Genomic DNA, 17,926 nt, shown 5'->3' with positions numbered 1-17,926 from the left:
TACCCCGGACAATCCGGTTGTCCCCGCGCGCTACTCTTGAGACAACTGGCACCGATCCGGCCATCACCGGGGAGCCTCCGGAAGAACAGGGCCAACGCCCCCAGTAGAACCGGACGGGTACGGCCCGTCACAGCCGTCGAATGAGCGGCCCAGCCGGAACACCGCCGGCCGGGCAAGCGGGGTGGTACCGCGGAACGCGCCGGAAACGGCCGTCTCGTCCCCGTGTGGGTGAGAACCCGTACGAGAGAGACGAACCGCGAGGAGCACCGAAGATGTATCCCAAGGCACAGATGGACGGCGAGGCCGGCGTCCCGTCCCAGCCTTCGTTCCCCGAGTCGGAGAAGCGCGTCCTCGCGTATTGGGAATCCGATCGGACCTTCCAGGCCAGCATCGAAGCCCGCGAGGCCGGGCACAACGGCTCGAACGAGTACGTCTTCTACGACGGCCCGCCGTTCGCCAACGGTCTCCCGCACTACGGTCACCTCCTCACCGGGTACGTGAAGGATCTGGTGCCGCGCTACCAGACCATGAAGGGCAAGCGTGTCGACCGCCGTTTCGGCTGGGACACGCACGGTCTGCCCGCCGAACTCGAGGCGATGCGTCAGCTCGGGATCACCGAGAAATCCGAGATCGACGCCATGGGCATCGACGTCTTCAACGACGCGTGCCGTGAGTCCGTGCTGCGCTACACCGGCGAATGGCAGGACTACGTCACCCGGCAGGCCCGCTGGGTCGACTTCGACAACGACTACAAGACGCTCGACATCACCTACATGGAGTCGGTGCTCTGGGCGTTCAAACAGCTGTGGGACAAGGGCCTCGTCTACGAGGGCTACCGCGTCCTCCCGTACTGCTGGCGCGACGAGACGCCGCTGTCCAACCACGAGCTGCGCATGGACGACGAGGTCTATGCGAGCCGCCAGGACCCGGCCGTCACGGTCGGGTTCCGCCTGGAGGGCAACGACAACGAGCTCGACGGCACGTACCTGCTGATCTGGACCACGACGCCGTGGACGCTGCCGTCCAACCTCGCGACCGCGGTGCACCCCGACGTCCGGTACGTCGTCGTGGAGTCGGAGGCACAGGAGGGCAAGCGGTTCCTGCTCGCCGAAGCGCGCGTCGCCGCGTACGCACGCGAGCTCGGCGAAGAGCCGACGATCGTCGGGCACTACACCGGTACCGAACTGCTCGGAACCCGTTACGCCCCACCGTTCCCGTACTTCGCGGGGCATGAGCACGCGCACCGTGTGCTGTCCGCGGACTACGTCACCACCGAGGACGGCACCGGTGTCGTCCACATCGCGCCCGCCTACGGTGAAGAGGACAAGGCCGTCACCGACGCCGTCGGGATCGTGCCGGTCACGCCGGTCGACGCGCAGGGCAAGTTCGACGCCACCGTCCCGGACTACGCGGGACAGCAGGTGTTCGACGCGAACCCGAACATCATCAAGGATCTCAAGAACGGCACCGGTTCCGCCGGTCGCCAGGGCTCCGTGCTGCTGCGCCACGAGACCTACGAGCACCCGTACCCGCACTGCTGGCGGTGCCGGAACCCGTTGATCTACCGCGCCGTTTCGTCGTGGTTCGTCGCGGTGACCGAGTTCAAGGACCGGATGATCGAGCTGAACCAGCAGATCACCTGGTACCCGGACAACGTCAAGGACGGCCAGTTCGGCAAGTGGCTGGAGAACGCCCGCGACTGGTCGATCTCGCGCAACCGGTACTGGGGCACGCCGATCCCGGTGTGGCAGTCGGACGACCCGACGTACCCGCGCACGGACGTCTACGGTTCGCTCGACGAACTCGAGCGTGACTTCGGCGTGCGGCTGGAAAACCTCCACCGGCCCTTCGTCGACGAGCTGACCCGGCCGAACCCGGACGACCCGACCGGGAAGTCCACCATGCGCCGGATCGAGGACGTGTTCGACGTCTGGTTCGACTCGGGTTCGATGCCCTACGCCCAGGTGCACTACCCGTTCGAGAACACCGACTGGTTCGAGCACCACTACCCTGGCGACTTCATCGTCGAGTACATCGGGCAGACCCGCGGCTGGTTCTACCTGCTGCACGTGCTGGCGACCGCGTTGTTCGACAGGCCGGCGTTCCGCACCTGTATCTCGCACGGCATCGTGCTCGGCTCGGACGGCCAGAAGATGTCCAAGTCGCTGCGCAACTACCCGGACGTCAACGAGGTCTTCGACCGCGACGGTTCGGACGCCATGCGCTGGTACCTGATGGCGAGCCCGATCCTGCGCGGCGGGAACCTGATCGTCACCGACAAGGGCATCCGCGACGCCGTCCGCCAGGCCGTGCTGCCGCTGTGGAACTCGTACTACTTCCTCGCCCTGTACGCGAACGCCGAGGGCGTGGAAGGCAAGTGGCGCACGGATTCGAAGCACGTGCTCGACCGGTACGTGCTGGCGAAGACGCACGAGCTGGTGACCGACGTCGAGCACGCGCTCGACACCTACGACGTCGCCGGTGCCTGTTCGACCGTCCGTGACTTCCTCGAGGTGCTGACGAACTGGTACGTGCGCCGTTCGCGCGACCGGTTCTGGGCGGGCGAGCAGGACGCGATCGACACCCTGCACACGGTGCTGGAGGTGACGTCGCGGGTGGTGGCGCCGCTGCTGCCGCTGACCACCGAGGTCGTTTGGCGCGGGCTGACCGGCGGCCGTTCGGTCCACCTGACCGATTGGCCGAACTCGCTCGACCTGCCCGCCGACGCGGCGCTGGTGACGGCGATGGACCGGGTGCGGCAGGTGGCGTCTTCGGCGCTTTCGCTGCGGAAGTCGAACAAGCTGCGGGTCCGGCTGCCGCTGGCCAAGCTGGTCGTCGCCGCGGAGGAGGCCGACTCGCTGCGCGAGTTCACCGACATCCTGCGCGACGAGGTCAACGTCAAATCCGTCGAACTGACCACGGACGTCGCCGCGCACGGCGGCTTCGAGGTCGCGGTCAACGCCCGTGCCGCCGGGCCGCGGCTGGGCAAGGACGTCCAGACGGTGATCAAGGCCGTCAAGGCGGGCGAGTGGACGACGTCCGAAAGCGGCGCCGTCGTGGCGGCCGGGATCGAGCTCGTCGAGGGCGAGTACGAGCGGCGTCTGGTCGCCAAGGGCGGCGGCGCGGCCGCGGAACTGCCCGGCGGGGCGGGGCTGGTGCTGCTCGACACCGAGGTCACCGACGAACTCGCGGCCGAGGGCCTGGCCCGCGACCTGGTCCGGGTCGTGCAGCAGGCCCGCCGGGACGCCGGTCTCGACGTCGCTGACCGGATCTCGCTCACCGTCGACGCGCCGGAAGAGGTCGTCACGGCCGCGAAGACGCACGAGGAGTTCATCGCTTCGGAGACCTTGGCGACTTCGGTGGCCTACGACGCCGTCGCCGACGGCTCGGCCGGAACGGTCGGCGAGGGCACCAAGGTGACCGTGGCGGTCGCCAAGGCCTGACCCACGCGAGTGCCATGAAAGGTCCTTTCCTTGCAAATTTCGCAAGGAAAGGACCTTTCATGGCACTCAGAACAGGTCTCGCTCACTCAGGTCACGAAACGGATTCGGAAACGTCGCTTTCCCGTCCGGGGGCAGCCTTGCCCGGGGGAAATCGGCAGGCTGGCCCGAGGCGCGCGAGGGGTGCGCCGCACTGGGGGAGAGCGAGTCCATGAATCCTGCCCGGAAAAGAGGGATCCTGATCGGCGCCGTGCTGGCGGTCGTCGTCATCGTGGTGACCGCGGTGGTGTTGCTGGTCAAGGAGGATCGGGCGCCCGCCGCCACCGGCGGCCCGGGGGGATCCTCCGAGAGCGCGCAGGAGAGCCCGGCGCAGGTCGCCACCCGCTTTCTGCGGCAGTTCGACACCGGTGACCTGACCGGAGCTCCGGTCGACGACCCGGCGGCGGGCACGGCCGCGCTGTCGGCTGCTCGCGGCGCGCTCGCCGGGGCGTCGGTCAAGACGGTCCTCGGCGAGGTTCCGACGACGCGGGGAGAGGCGACCACGACTTCGGCCACCTTCTACGCTTCGTGGACCTTCGCGGCCAACAGCGTCTGGAAGTACGAGGGCAAGCTGGAGCTGGTCCGCAACGCCGGGAAATGGGTGGTCCGCTGGGCGCCGTCGGTGATCCACCCGAAGCTGGAAGCCGGTCAGCAGCTGTCGCTGACCCCCGTTTCAGCCAAACCGGTCGTGGCCGACCGGGACGGCAAAGCCCTCGTCGGCGGTGACGCGGCGGGCGTCGCGCCGATCCTCCAGGGTGCGCTGTCCAAGGTCGCGTCCGAGCAGAACGGCGGCACCGGGACTCCGGCCACCGTCGCCGTGTCGCGACTCGACGCCTCCGGCAAGCCGGTCGAGACACTCTTCGGGCGGGCCGAGGAGACCGGCCAACCGCTGGTTTCGACCCTGAGTGTGGCGTCCCAGAGCGCCGCGCAGAAGGCCGTCGACGGCTTCCACGGCCCGGCGATCATCGTCGCGATGAAGACCTCGGGCGACATCCTGGCGGTCGCGCAGAACGGCGCGGCCGGGAACCAGCCGAAGGCGCTCAGCGGCCTGTACTCGCCGGGGTCGGCCTTCAAAATCGCCACGGCGACCGCGGCGCTGCAGCAAGGTGGGGTCTCCGCCGACTCGCCGGTGGCCTGCCCCGGCAGTGAGCAGATCGGAACCCGCACGCTCAAGAACGACAACGGGTTCGATCTGGGGACCGTTTCGCTGAAGACGGCGTTCGCCGCGTCGTGCAACACGACCTTCGGGCGGCTCGCCGGTCAGCTGCCCGCGGACGGCCTCGCGAAGGCCGCGAACCAATTCGGCCTCAACGCCGACTTCGAGATCCCGGGACTGGCCACCGAGACCGGGAACGTGGAGCCGTCGAGCAGCGGTGACGAACAGGTCGAGGCCGGGATCGGACAGGGGAAGGTGCAGGTCAGCCCGTTGGGCGCGGCGCTCATGGCCGCCACCGTCGCGGCGGGGAAGCCGGTGGTGCCGAAGCTGTGGCAGGGGCTGGAGACCAAGGTCAACAGCGGTTACCAGGCCCCGGCGGCGGGGGTGCTGAATCAGCTCCGCGCCATGATGCGCGAGGTCTGCACGACGGGGACCGCCAAGTCGTTGAAGAGCAGTGGGGCCGTCTTCGGCAAGACCGGGACGGCGCAGTTCGGCTCCGGTGCCGTCGCCAACGGCTGGTTCGTCGGCTACCGCGGAGACGTCGCGTTCGCGGTCATGCTCGAAGGTTCCAACGACTCCAAACCCGCTGTCCAGCTGGCGGCGAAGTTCCTGGCCGGCTGACGGTTCGGTCCGCGCCGAACCGTCGGTCTTCTACGGTGGGCGCATGGAGACGATCGCCCTGGCCGAGGTCGCGGCCGTGCTCGCCGATCCGAGCCGCGCGTCGATGTGCCTCGCGCTGCTCGACGGCCGCGCCTGGACGGTGACCGAGCTGGCGGGCACGGCCGACGTGGCCGCGTCGACGGCGAGCGAGCACGTGACGAAGCTGGCCGAGGCCGGGTTCATCACGCGCGTCAAGCAGGGACGGCACAGCTACGTCCGGATCGCCGACCCCCGGGTGGCCGAGCTGATCGAGCATCTGGCGCAGCACGCCGCCCACCGTCCGGTGAAGGGGTTGCGTTCGTCGGTCCGGGCGCGGCGGCTCGAGTTCGCGCGGACCTGCTACGACCACCTCGCGGGGAAGGTCGGGGTCGCGATCCGGGACGGGATGCTCGCCACCGGCCTGATCGGCGAGGCGGACGGCCTGACCCTGACCGGACGGGGCCGCGAGGTGCTGGGCGAACTCGGCGTGGAGATCGCGGAGAGCCGCCGCCCGCTGCTGCGCGACTGTCTGGATTGGACGGAGCGGCGTGAACATCTGGCGGGCCGGGTGCCGTCGGCGTTACTGTCTCACGGAGTGAAGGTCGGCTGGTTGTCCCGTGAGGGCAACCGCGCGGTGAAGGTCCTGCCCGCGGCGGAAGAGCCGTTCGCGGCGCTCGGCGTCGACCTGCTAGCTCTGCGGAGTCCTTAAAGGACATTCTGTAACACAGGCCGGCCGACTCGCCGTCAAGCGGTACACGAAGGAGTGACGAGCACCGCCTCACTATTCTGAAGCCCTCACGGCGGCCGGACGGGAGGCGACTCATGGAGCAGCTCCCGCTCGTCCTGGGTACCGGCGGTGCCGTCCTTCTCGTCGCCGTGATCGCCGTCCGGGTGTCGATCCGGGTCGGCCTTCCCTCGCTGCTGCTCTATCTGGGGATGGGGGTCCTGCTCGGCGAAGCCGGGTTCGGCATCCAGTTCGACAACTCCGAGCTCACCCAGTCGCTCGGGCTGGCCGCGCTGGTGATGATCCTGTCCGAAGGTGGCCTCACCACCCGGTGGTCGGCCGTGAAACCCTCGCTGGGCATCGGAATCGCACTGTCCACAGTGGCCGTCGCGGTGAGCATCGCGGTCACCGGCGCCGCCTTGCACTGGTTGCTCGGTCTCGATTGGCGGATGGCGTTGCTGTGGGGCGCGGTGCTCGCTTCGACCGACGCCGCCGCGGTGTTCTCGGTGCTGAGATCGGCGGGGATCGGGAAGCGGCTCGTCGGCGCGCTGGAAATCGAGTCGGGCATCAACGACGCCCCGGCCTACATCGCCGTCGTCGTCCTGGCCGAGGGCGCGACCGTGGACTGGTCGCTGCCGCTGCTGGTGATCTACGAACTCGCCGCCGGCCTGGTGATCGGCCTCGCTTTCGGCTGGGGCGGCGCGCAGGCGCTGCGCCGGGCCGCGCTCCCGGCCACCGGTCTGTACCCGCTGGCCACGATCGCGGTATGCGTCGTGGCGTATTCGAGCGGGCAGCTCGCCCACGCGTCCGGCCTGCTCGCCACCTATGTCGCGGCTTTGGTGCTGGGGAATTCGAAGCTGCCGCACCGCTCGGACACGCTTTCCTTCGCCGAAGGCCTCGGCTGGCTCGCGCAGATCGGGCTGTTCGTGCTGCTGGGCCTGTTCGCCTCGCCGAGCAGGATCTTGGAGAGCCTGGTCCAGGGGCTGGTGGCGGGCGCGGTCGTGTTGTTGCTGGCTCGTCCGCTGTCGGTGGTGCTGTCGGCGCTGCCGTTCAAGATTCCGTGGCGAGAACAGGTGTTCCTGTCCTGGGCCGGACTGCGCGGGGCGGTCCCGATCGTGCTCGCGCTGATCCCGCTGTCGTCCGGGGTGCCCGGCGCGCAGGAACTCGTCGACGCGGTGTTCGTCCTGGTCATCGTGCTGACCCTGCTCCAAGGCGCGACCTTGACCCCGCTCGCCAAGGTGCTCGGGCTGGCACAGCACGCCGAAGCGCACGAGATCGACGTCGACTCCGCGCCACTCGACGAGATGGGTGCCGAGCTGCTGCAGGTCCGCATCCATCCCGGGTCCAAGATGCACGGCGTCTACCTGGCGGAACTGCGGCTTCCGGTGGGGGCGACGATCAGCCTGCTCGTCCGCGACGGCACCGGGTTCACACCCAACAAGAACACCCGGCTCCAGGAACGGGATCAGTTACTCGTAGTCACCACCTCTGAAGCGCGTGACGGCGCCGAACGACGGCTTCGTGCCGTCGACCGGGCCGGTCGCCTCGCCAGGTGGAAGGGCGAATCCGGCCAGTAGGTCACCAACCAGCCCCGGTGGTTCGTCCGAAGATCTCGGAAAGTTCGTCACTGGTTATTCCCTTTTGTACTCCTTTTGGATTACTTTCCCGGCAATCCACTCCATCGAATGGGTGAGTGTCACGGGTTAAGGAGTACGCAAGGTGACGAATCTTCGTGCGCAGTTCGCCAGCCTGGGGGCCGCGGCCGTTCTCGTCGGGGTGATCCTGTCGGCGCCCGCGTCGGCCGCGGGCGCGTTCCCGGCGTTCGGCTTGCCGTTCGACACCGGCCAGTCGGTCTACTCGGCGGGGATCCACTCGGACAACGGAGCCTCCGGCGTGAAGAACGCCATCGACTTCAGCCCGGCGGACAAGACCGTCCGCGTCCCGCTGGCAGGTACCGTCCGGATCCAGCACTGCGACGGCGGCGACTGGGTGACCGTCGACCACGACGGCGGCTGGCGGACCGGGTACTACCACCTGGAAGGCATTGCGGTCACCGACGGCCAGCGCGTCGTCCCGGGTGACGCCCTCGGCCGGACCGGGAACGCGCTGCCCTGTGGTGGCAGCAGCACCGGCGCGCACGTGCACTTCACCCTGTGGACCCTGCCGACGGCAGCCGCCCAGGGCGGAGACTCCCGCGACTTCGGCGTCGGCGCGGGCAACTGGAACGGGATGTCCTACGACGAGGTCTCGACCAAGGTCGCCGAGGCGTACGGCGAACCGGTCGACGGCAAGACCTTCGGCGGCTGGCAGTTCACCGCGGGCGCCGAGCAGTACTCGGGTACCGCCACCGAAGTCGGCTCCCGCTCCGTCGTTTCCCTGCCCGGCCGATTCCGCGTCTGACTCCGGCGTCCGGGGTTCTTCTCGCTTGCGGAGTACGTGAGCGGCGTCTCAACATGCGGGCAAGGGGTGGCTCGATCGCCGGGGCATCCGCTAACTTCGTCCCTAGGTCACGAGTGTCAGCGTCAAGCCCCGGCTAGCTGACCGGCAACCCTCCTTCCGCGGTGGGGTGCCCCGGGTGAGGACCTGGCTCGTCGCGCGGTGCGACGGGCAAGCGCGGGATCCTCGTCGGGTCCCCTGGCCCGGAGGATGACGATGACTCTCGCTCTCGAACGCACCAGCACCCCCGCCACTGTCGCGGAAACCGTTGCGACGCACGAAATCCCGGCGGTCGCCTGCGCCGATCTGCGGGTCCCGCTGGTCACCGGCGGCGACATCGGCTACGCCAACCTCGACCACGCGGCGAGTGCCCCCTGTCTGGACAAGGTGCGTGACGCGGTCGACGAGTTCCTGCCCTGGTACGCCAGCGTGCACCGCGGCGCGGGGTTCGCTTCGCAGATCTCCACCAAACTTTACGAGCGCACGCGCGGAATCCTGCGGAAGTTCGTCGACGCCCGCTCGACCGACACCGTGGTGTTCACCCGTAACACCACCGATTCCTTCAACCTTCTCGCCCGCAGCCTGCCGAAGCACACGTCGGTCGTCGTGTTCGACACCGACCACCACGCCGCCTTGCTGCCGTGGAAGGGTCCGAACGTCCGCCGGATCAAGACGCCGCGTACCCGCCTCGCCGCGGTGTCCGCTGTGGACGAAGCACTCGCGGACTGCCCGCAGGGCCCGCGGCTGGTCGTCGTCACCGGCGCGTCCAACGTGACCGGGGAACTGTTGCCGGTCAAGGAGATCGCCGCGGTGGCGCGACGGCACGGCGCCCGGATCGCCCTCGACGCCGCGCAGCTCGCGCCGCACCGCCGGATCTCCGTGCGCGAGCTGGACGTCGACTACATCGCGCTGTCGGGCCACAAGCTGTACGCGCCCTTCGGTGCCGGTGCGCTGATCGGCCGCGCCGACTGGCTCCGCGCCGCCCAGCCGTACCTCGCCGGTGGCGGTGCGACGAAGCTGGTCACCCGCGACTCCGAGGACCTCGGTGTCGTCTGGAACGCGGGCGCCGAGCGGCACGAAGCCGGTTCCCCCAACACTGTCGGCGTCTACGCGCTCGGCGTCGCCTGCGAGACGTTGGCCGCGAATTGGGACGCGGTCGTCGCCCACGAGGACGAACTGCTGGCCCGGCTGCGGCGTGGTCTCGCCGGTATCCCCGGCTTCGCCGAGCTGCGGTTGTTCGACGCGCCGGTCGACAGGGTCGGCACGCTGAGCTTCGTCGTCGACGGCTTCGAGCCGGGCTGGCTCGCCGCCGTCCTGTCCGCGGAGTACGGCATCGGTGTGCGGGACGGCGCGTTCTGCGCGCATATCGCGACCAAGCGGCTGATCTCCGCCGCCGGTTCGGCCGGTCAGCAGGCCATCCGGGTCAGCCTCGGTCTCGGCAGCACCGCCGAGCACGTGGACCGGCTCGTGCTGGCGCTGCGCCAGATCGTCGCCCGCGGCGCCCGCTGGCAGTACGAAAAGCCGGAGGGCCGCTGGGTGCCGGAGAACGACCCCCGGGAGCTTCCCCCGTTCTGCGCCTGACCCACTACCCTCACCCGGCATGGGGAACGAGCGACCGCGTTACTGGTTTCCGTTGGCACTGCTGGGGTTCGTCCAGCTGATCGTGGTGGCGCTGTCGTTCGGCCCGCCGTGGTCGGAGGGATGGTTCGCCTACGCGCCCGCCACGGGCGGCCAGCAGTTCCTGACGCAGAACCTGTACGGCGTGGAGATGAGCCGCGCGAACGCGGTCGCGTTGGACGCGTCGTTCTCCGGCGTCGGCCGCGACGACGGCTGGCTGTTCGCCGTACTCGTGGTCTACCTCGGCACCGTGCTCTTCTACGCCGTCAAGGCCACGCGGGCGGGGGACGGCCCGCGGTGGTGGAAGGTCCTCGCGCTCGCCGTCGGCGGCCTGGTCGCCATCCTGCTGGCGGATCTGGTCGGCTACTGGGAATTCGACATGGACGGCGACGCGCGGAGCGCGGTACTGCTGACGCTGGGCCTGGTCCTGCTCGCCTGGCTGGACCGCAGTGTGCTGGTGCTGGTCGTGGCCGCGGCGTTCGTGCTCTGCGCGGTCGTGCTCGCCCAAGGACGGCTCGCGCTGGTGTTGTCGTCACTGGTCGTGCTCGCCGGGGCGTTCGCGGCGCTGCTGAGCAGGCCGAAGGCGGCCGCCGGACAGAGCTGAGCACACTCCGTGGAGAATAGGGGAGTGAGTACAGAGCCCGAGACCGCGCCGCCGTCGCCGCCGCTGCCCAAAAAGCGCGTCGCCGTCGTGTTCGCCGTCGCCGCCGTGCTGTGGGGGATCGACCTCCTCACCAAGCAGCTCGCCGTGTCCACGCTGGAGGGCAAACAGCCGGTCGAGTTCCTCGGTGGGCTGGTGTACTTCCAGCTGGTGCGCAACCCCGGTGCCGCCTTCTCGATGGCGACCGGGCTGACCTGGGTGCTCGCGCTGGTCGCGGCCGCGGTCGTGGTCGCCATCGTCTGGCTGGCCCGGCGGCTGCGTTCGGTCGGCTGGGCGATCGGTCTCGGGCTGGTGCTGGCCGGCGCGCTCGGCAACCTGACCGACCGGATCTTCCGCGCGCCGGGCCCGTTGCGGGGGCACGTGGTCGACATGATCTCCGCGTTCGCGCCGAACGGGCAGGGCTGGGCGATCTTCAACGTCGCCGACTCCGCCATCTGCGTCGGCGGCGTGCTCATCGTCATCCTCTCCCTGCTGGGCAAGGACTACGACGGAACATCTACAAAGGACACGAAGAAGGCGGCAACAGAATGAGCGCGCGCATGCTGCCCGTTCCCGACGGGCTCGACGGAATGCGCGTCGACGCGGGACTGGCGAAACTGCTGGGACTTTCCCGCACCGTCGTGGCGGAGCTGGCCGAATCCGGGGAGATCCTGCTCGACGGCAGGCCCGCCGGGAAATCGGACCGGCTGGCCGCGGGCGGACTCCTCGAAGTGACGCTCCCCGATCCGGCGTCGCCGATCGAGGTCGTCGCGGAGCCCGTCGACGGAATGAAGATCCTGCACGACGATGACGACATCGTGGTGATCTCGAAGCCGGTCGGTGTCGCGGTGCACCCGAGCCCCGGCTGGACCGGCCCGACCGTGGTCGGCGGGCTCGCCGCCGGCGGGCTGCGGATTTCGACCTCCGGCGCGGCCGAACGCCAGGGCGTCGTGCACCGGCTGGACGCGGGCACCACCGGCGTGATGGTCGTGGCCAAGAGCGAGCACGCGTACACCGTGCTGAAGCGGGCGTTCAAGGAACGCACCGTCGACAAGGGCTATCACGCGATCGTCCAGGGCCATCCGGATCCGACGCGCGGCACCATCGACGCGCCGATCGACCGGCACCCGCGGCACGACTACAAGTTCGCCGTCGTCCAGGGTGGACGCCCCAGCGTCACGCACTACGAGGTCGTCGAGGCCTTCCGTGCCGCGTCGCTCGCCCAGATCAAGCTGGAGACCGGGCGCACGCACCAGATCCGCGTGCACTTCTCGGCGCTCAAGCACCCGTGTGTCGGTGACCTGACCTACGGCGCCGACCCGGTGCTGGCGCGCAAGCTCGGGCTGTCCCGGCAGTGGCTGCACGCGAAGACACTCGGCTTCGCGCACCCCGCCGACGGGCGTTGGGTCGAGTTCGAGTCGGAGTACCCGGACGACCTCGCCAACGCGCTGCGCATCCTCCAGGACGAGAACTAGGCCCTGATACGCATTTAGTCCTCTGAATGCGGTTTGGGGACTAGTCGTCGATCGACCAGGTGAGGGTGCGTTCGTCCGGTTCCGGGCGGGGTGACCACCGGACGGCGACTACGCGGGTGGTGTCCGGCAGCACGTAGACGGTGTGGCCGCCGAGGGTCTCCCCGGGGCGGACGCCGATCTTGTGCGGCGGACGCGAGGTCAGGGAGACCGGCGCCTTCGCGATCGGCTTGCCGTCCGCGGTGAGCAGTTCGAGGTAGTTGTCCGGGAGCGACACGAATGGGGTGTTCCCGCGGTTGGTGATCTCGGTGTGCACCACGACCGACCGTTCACCGGCCTCCAGCGAGTAGCCCGCCGCGCTGAACAGGTAATCCGCCGGATCCTGGACCTCGAGCAACTGGACGGTGAGCTGCTCGCCTTCCAGCCCTTGGGTCTCCATGACGTCGCCTGTCCGGCCCTTCTTGCCCTCCGGGGCCTGCCGCGGCGCGGCCGGTGGCTCGTCGCCGCGGGCCCAGGACGCGGTCTGCGGGACACCCCAGGTGCTCATCACTGGATCGGGAGGCGGCATCGGGGGCGCGAACTGCTGCGGCGGCGGCGCGGGCGGACGCTGCTGAGGCGGTGCCATCGGCTGTCGCACCGGGGCCGACGGCGGCCCGGGGTAACGGCCCGACGGCGTGCCGTGCACGTTGTACGGCCCCGACGGAGTTCCCTGGACGTTGTACGGACCGGAAGGCGTGCCTTGCACGTTGTACGGGCCGGACGGGGTGCCCTGGACGTTGTGCGGTCCGGAGTGGCCAGGCGGACGCTGTTGCTGTGGTGGCTGCTGCGCCCAGGAAGGGGGCGAGCTCGCGATGGCGGCCCGCAGGCCGTTCGGGTCGCTTTCCACGCCCACGAGCAGCGGCAATCCGCTGCCCGAGAGGGCGACCAGACGGTACGCGACCTCGCGTGGGTCCATGCCGACCTTGGCCGCCAGTTCGTGCACGGCCGCCTTGCCCATGTCCGCGAGGGCGGCGAGCAGTCGGGTATCCACGGGATCGGTCACGGCCACGTCCGGGAACGCTACCGTCTCGCCTCCGGCGCCGTGCGAAGGCCGTCCGCGTGCCGCGAAACCCGGCTTCGGTAGGACGCGCTCTCCATTAGGGTCGGGGATACCGCCTCCACCGATCCCCTGGGGAAGAAACATGAGCGAAGTCTCCGCCCTCGCCGACGAGTTCGTCGAAGCCCTCTTCGACGCCGAGCCGGTCATGCCCGCCTTGCAGGGCTTCCGTCCGGAATCGACCGGCCTCACCGACCTCAGCGAGGCAGCGGGAGACGCGTTCCGCGCGAAGCTGGCCGATCTCGCCGAGCGGGCCGAGGCCCTCGGGGCCGACGGCCTGAGCGCGGAGGAGAAGACCACCCGGGACGTCCTGATCGCGATGGCGCGGGCGAGGATCGCGCTGCTGGATTCGCGGTTCGTCGAGTTCACCGTCAGCGACCTGTTCGTCTCGCCCGCCGCCGAGGTGCTCACCGTGCTGCCGATGATGTCGGTCGGCACCGGCGCGCAGGCGGAAGCTCATCTCGGGCGGATCGCCGCCATCCCGGAGTACCTGCGGCAGGCCGCGCAGCGGCATCGCGACGGCGTGGCCCGCGGCCTGGTCCCGGTCGCCTACCTCGTCGACGCCGCCGTCGCCTACCTCGACCGTCACCTCGCCGAGCCGTCGGCCGATCCGCTGCTGCGCCAGCCCGCGCCCGACGACGACTTCGAAACCCGCCGCGCCGAGCTGCTGCGCGACGTCGTCCGGCCGGCGATCGCCGAGTACCGCGAGGTGCTCGCGAAGGAGATCGCTCCGCATGGCCGTCCCGAGGACAAGCCCGGCGTCTGCTGGCTGCCCGACGGCGAGCGCATCTACGCCCTGCTCGCCGAAATGCACACCACGACCGTCCGCACCCCGCGTGAGCTGCACCAGACCGGGCTCGACGTGATCGCGAACCTCGCCGACGAGTACCGCGAGTACGGCTCCCGTGTCTTCGGCACCACCGACCTCGCCGAGATCTTCACCAAGCTCCGCACCGACCCGGCACTGCGCTGGTCCAGCGCCGACGAACTGCTCGACTCCGCCCGCGCGGCCATCACCAGGGCCGAGGCCGAGGCGCCGAAGTGGTTCGGCCGGATCCCGCCGCAGCCGTGGACGGTCGAGCCGATTCCCGCCGAATCCGCGCCAGGCGCGCCCGCCGCGTACTACATGTGGCCCGCGGTCGACGGCTCCCGGCCGGGGATCTACTTCGCCAACACCCACAAGGCTGAGGAGCGGTTCCGGCACGCGGCCGAGGCCACGGCGTTCCACGAGGCCATTCCGGGTCACCACTTCCAGCTGAGCCTCGCGCAGGGACTGACCGAACTCCCGCTGCTGCGCCGGATCGGGGACTTCACCGCGTACGCCGAGGGCTGGGGGCTCTACACCGAGCGCCTCGCCGACGAGATGGGGCTGTATTCCGACGACGTCGCCAAACTCGGCATGCTGACCATGGATTCGATGCGCGCCGGACGCCTGGTCGTCGACACCGGGCTGCACGCGCTGGGCTGGAGCCGCCGCCAGGCCATCGACTTCCTCACCGAGAACACGCCGATGGCGCCGGTCGAGATCGAGTCCGAAGTGGACCGTTACATCGCCTTCCCGGGGCAGGCGCTGTCGTACATGGTGGGACGGCTGGAGATCCAGCGCATCCGCGAGGAGGCCGAGCGCACGCTGGGCAGCCGATTCGACATCAAGGCGTTCCACGACGTCGTGCTCGGCGGGGGCTCGTTGCCGCTTTCGGTGCTGGACGGCGTGGTCCGTGACTGGGTCGCCGGCCACGGCGACACCCCCAACGGCCTCGCCGAAGAGCTGATGGAGCTCAAGTTCGAACAGCTCCCGCTGTGGAAGTCGCTGCTCGGCCTCCCCGGTGACCACGGCGCGCTGCCCGATCCGAGTGCGGCGGCCGCGGCCACGCAGCGCGAGTCGGCGGCCGCCATCGCCGAGCGAGCCGAAGCCCTTGCCGTGGACGGACTTTCCCCCGTCGAGGCGGTCACTCGCGAGGTCGTGATCCAGCAGGCGAAGGCGGCGGTCGACATGATCGACTCGCGGACCGCCGACATCTCGGTCAGCGACGGACTGGCCTCGCCCGCGTTGTACGTCCTCAACGAGCTCGCGATGCTCACCCTGAACGACGAGGAAAGGGTCCGGGGATATCTGAAGCGGCTGGAAGGTCTGGGTGACTATTTGGACGCCTTGATCGTGCGCCAGCGCGCGGCGGCCGCCGAAGGGCTGGTGCCACCCGGCTTCCTCGTGGAGAGCGGGATCGCTTACGTGGAAAGGTATCTCGGTGACGAGGCGGGTGACCCGCTGGCGCTCACCGCGTCCGTTTCCGTGGAGGGCTACGAATCCGAACGGGACCGGCTGCTCGCCGAGGTGGTCCGGCCCGCGTACCGGCGGTACCGCGACTTCCTCGACGGCGAACTGCGTCCCCTCGCGAAGCCCGAGGAGGAACCGGGGCTGTGCGGTCTGCCGGGCGGGCAGGAGAAGTACGCCGCGCTGATCCGGGCGCACACCTCCACCGAGCGCACCGCGCAGGACCTGCACGACACCGGACTCGACATGATCGCGAAACTGGCCGACCAGTACCGCGAGCTGGGCGAGAAGGTCTTCGGCACCAAGGACCTCGAAGAGATCTTCGAGCGGCTCCGCACCGACCCCGCCTTGCGCTGGCGCGACGGCGACGAACTGCTCGACGCCGCCCGCGCGGCCATCACCCGCGCCGAAGCCGTCGCCCCGCAGTGGTTCTCGACCATTCCCGAGGAAAAGTGCGAGGTCGAGCCGGTGCCGCCCGCGGAGGCGCCCGGCGGCACGCTCGCCTACTACCTGGAGGCCGCGCTCGACGGCTCCCGGCCGGGCACGTACTACGCGAACACATATGAAGCGGACCAGCGCCCCAAGCACACCAGCGAGGCGATCGCCTTCCACGAAGCCGTTCCGGGGCACCACTTTCAGATCTGCGTCGCGCATCACCTCAAGGGGCTGCCGATGCTGCGGAGCCACGCCGATGTCAACGCCTATGTCGAAGGCTGGGGCCTCTACTCCGAGCGGCTCGCCGACGAGATGGGTCTGTACTCCAGCGACCTGACCCGCTTCGGCATGCTCACCCAGGATTCGATGCGGGCCGGGCGGCTGGTCGTCGACACCGGGATGCACGCGCTCGGCTGGAGCCGTCAGCAGGCGGTGGACTACCTGGTCGAGAACACGCCGATGGCGCGTGTGGAGATCGAGGCCGAGATCGACCGGTACGCCGCGTACCCGGCGCAGGCGCTGTCCTACATGGTCGGGCGCCTGGAGATCGAGCGGATCCGGGCCGAGGCCGAGGCCGCGCTCGGCGACCGGTTCGACATCAAGGGCTTCCACGAGGTCGTCCTCGGTAACGGGATCCTGCCGCTGCGCGTGCTGGACAACGTCGTGAAGGAGTGGGTGGCCGCTCAGGACCTCCCGGTCTAAGCTAAGCGAACGCTCAGTAACTTGTGAGGAGTTCGGATGAGGATCGGGACCGCGATCAACTACGCCGGTGGCTTCGCCGAGAGCGTGGCGGACATCGTCGAGCTGGAGAAGGCCGGACTGGACATCGTCTTCGTCCCCGAGGCCTACTCCTTCGACGCGGTCAGCCAGCTCGGTTACGTCGCGGCGAAGACGTCGCGGGTCCAGATCGCCTCCGGCATCTTCCAGATCTACACGCGGACGCCGACGTTGACCGCGATGACCGCCGCCGGGCTCGACTTCGTCTCCGACGGCCGGTTCACCCTCGGCATCGGTGCGTCGGGTCCGCAGGTCATCGAGGGTTTCCACGGCGTGAAGTACGACGCGCCGCTCGGTCGTACCCGCGAGATCATCGACATCTGCCGTCAGGTGTGGCGGCGGGAGAAGGTGGTGCATTCCGGCACGCACTACACGATCCCGCTGCCACCCGAGCAGGGCACGGGGCTCGGCAAGCCGCTGAAGCTGATCAACCACCCGGTGCGGGAGCGGATCCCGATCCTGCTGGCCTCGATCGGCCCGAAGAACGTCGCGCTCACGGCCGAACTCGCCGAGGGCTGGGAGCCGATCTTCTTCCACCCCGAGAAGGCCGCCGAGGTCTGGGGCGCGTCGCTGGCCGAGGGCAAGGCGAAGCGCGACCCGTCGCTGGGCGAGCTGGACACCTTCGTCGGGACGGCGCTCGCGATCGGTGACGATGTCGACGGGCTGCTGGACCACCTGCGCGGCATGCTGGCGCTCTACATCGGCGGGATGGGCGCGCGCGGCAAGAACTTCTACAACAGCCTCGCGCAGCGCTACGGCTACGAGGCCGAAGCGAAGCTCATCCAGGACCTGTACCTGGACGGCAAGAAGGACGAGGCCGCCGCGGCGGTGCCGAAGGAGCTGATCAAGGCGATCTCGCTGATCGGTCCCGAGGGTTACGTCAAGGAGCGGCTGGCCGCGTTCCGAGAGGCCGGCGCGACCACGCTGGTGGTCAACCCGCTGCTCCCCGGCCGCGAAGCCCGCGTGGCCCAGGTGTCGAAGTTGCGCGAACTCGTCGGCTAGCCGGTTCGAAGTTTTCCGACGCTCTGAAGGAGTCGAAGCTCTCACCTGTATCGATACGGTATCCTCGACCTGCGCCGACGTATCCCCGCCGTGGTCAAAAAGCGGCATCGCGGTGAGAAGAGAACGTAAAGCGCGCCTGAACGGCAGGAAAATCGGCCATTATCAGGAGTGAAAGCGAGAG

At 69.4% G+C, this 17,926-nt stretch carries 12 protein-coding genes and 1 riboswitch; of the genes, 11 read left to right on the top strand and 1 reads right to left on the bottom strand.

Translation table 11 applies throughout. The features are described 5' to 3' along the window. Positions 1-272: 272 nt before the first annotated feature. The 9 genes from ileS to ACZ7KI_RS16870 all read left to right on the top strand — a co-directional run bounded on the left by ileS (position 273) and on the right by ACZ7KI_RS16870 (position 12,166). Positions 273-3,443 (top strand): isoleucine--tRNA ligase, encoded by a 3,171-nt coding sequence (gene ileS / locus ACZ7KI_RS16910; protein WP_470274034.1) that lies wholly within the window; start codon positions 273-275, stop codon positions 3,441-3,443. A 208-nt stretch (positions 3,444-3,651) separates the two neighbouring features. Next, on the top strand, positions 3,652-5,256 hold the full coding sequence (locus ACZ7KI_RS16905) for a penicillin-binding transpeptidase domain-containing protein (protein WP_470274033.1): 1,605 nt from the start codon (positions 3,652-3,654) through the stop codon (positions 5,254-5,256). 43 nt (positions 5,257-5,299) lie between these two features. Continuing rightward, positions 5,300-5,983 carry an ArsR/SmtB family transcription factor gene (locus ACZ7KI_RS16900; protein ID WP_470274032.1) on the top strand — a complete coding sequence of 228 codons (684 nt, stop codon included), beginning with the start codon at positions 5,300-5,302 and terminating at the stop codon, positions 5,981-5,983. A 113-nt stretch (positions 5,984-6,096) separates the two neighbouring features. Further along, on the top strand, positions 6,097-7,575 hold the full coding sequence (locus tag ACZ7KI_RS16895; RefSeq protein ID WP_470274031.1) for a potassium/proton antiporter: 1,479 nt from the start codon (positions 6,097-6,099) through the stop codon (positions 7,573-7,575). 142 nt (positions 7,576-7,717) lie between these two features. Continuing rightward, positions 7,718-8,398, top strand: a complete 681-nt coding sequence (locus ACZ7KI_RS16890) for a M23 family metallopeptidase (RefSeq protein ID WP_470274030.1) — start codon at positions 7,718-7,720, stop codon at positions 8,396-8,398. A gap of 105 nt (positions 8,399-8,503) precedes the next feature. Continuing rightward, positions 8,504-8,618, top strand: a riboswitch (SAM riboswitch). Positions 8,619-8,650: 32 nt separating this feature from the next. Continuing rightward, positions 8,651-10,015, top strand: coding sequence for an aminotransferase class V-fold PLP-dependent enzyme (locus ACZ7KI_RS16885; RefSeq protein ID WP_470274029.1), 1,365 nt, complete (start codon positions 8,651-8,653; stop codon positions 10,013-10,015). A gap of 19 nt (positions 10,016-10,034) precedes the next feature. Then, complete coding sequence (locus ACZ7KI_RS16880) at positions 10,035-10,655, top strand: hypothetical protein (protein WP_470274028.1); 621 nt, start codon at positions 10,035-10,037, stop codon at positions 10,653-10,655. A 24-nt stretch (positions 10,656-10,679) separates the two neighbouring features. Then, the gene (gene lspA / locus ACZ7KI_RS16875; RefSeq protein WP_470274027.1) at positions 10,680-11,243 is read left to right on the top strand and encodes a signal peptidase II; all 564 of its coding nucleotides are present in this window, start codon (positions 10,680-10,682) and stop codon (positions 11,241-11,243) included. Continuing rightward, positions 11,240-12,166: an RluA family pseudouridine synthase gene (locus ACZ7KI_RS16870; RefSeq protein ID WP_470274026.1), complete on the top strand. Its 927-nt coding sequence runs from the start codon at positions 11,240-11,242 to the stop codon at positions 12,164-12,166. The genes lspA and ACZ7KI_RS16870 overlap by 4 nt, the downstream gene beginning before the upstream one ends. A gap of 40 nt (positions 12,167-12,206) precedes the next feature. On the opposite strand, the gene ACZ7KI_RS16865 is transcribed toward ACZ7KI_RS16870, so the two are convergent. Then, positions 12,207-13,211 (bottom strand): AsnC family protein, encoded by a 1,005-nt coding sequence (locus tag ACZ7KI_RS16865; RefSeq protein ID WP_470274025.1) that lies wholly within the window; start codon positions 13,209-13,211, stop codon positions 12,207-12,209. A gap of 133 nt (positions 13,212-13,344) precedes the next feature. On the opposite strand from ACZ7KI_RS16865, the gene ACZ7KI_RS16860 reads away from it, so the two are divergent. Together ACZ7KI_RS16860 and ACZ7KI_RS16855 are read left to right on the top strand one after the other, a co-directional pair. Continuing rightward, the gene (locus ACZ7KI_RS16860; protein ID WP_470274024.1) at positions 13,345-16,668 is read left to right on the top strand and encodes a DUF885 domain-containing protein; all 3,324 of its coding nucleotides are present in this window, start codon (positions 13,345-13,347) and stop codon (positions 16,666-16,668) included. Between the two features lie 36 nt (positions 16,669-16,704). Next, positions 16,705-17,745 carry an LLM class F420-dependent oxidoreductase gene (locus ACZ7KI_RS16855; protein ID WP_470274023.1) on the top strand — a complete coding sequence of 347 codons (1,041 nt, stop codon included), beginning with the start codon at positions 16,705-16,707 and terminating at the stop codon, positions 17,743-17,745. Positions 17,746-17,926 lie beyond the last annotated feature (181 nt).

This window comes from Amycolatopsis sp. NPDC039088, assembly GCF_055598845.1.
This window is presented reverse-complemented; position numbering and strand designations above follow the sequence as displayed.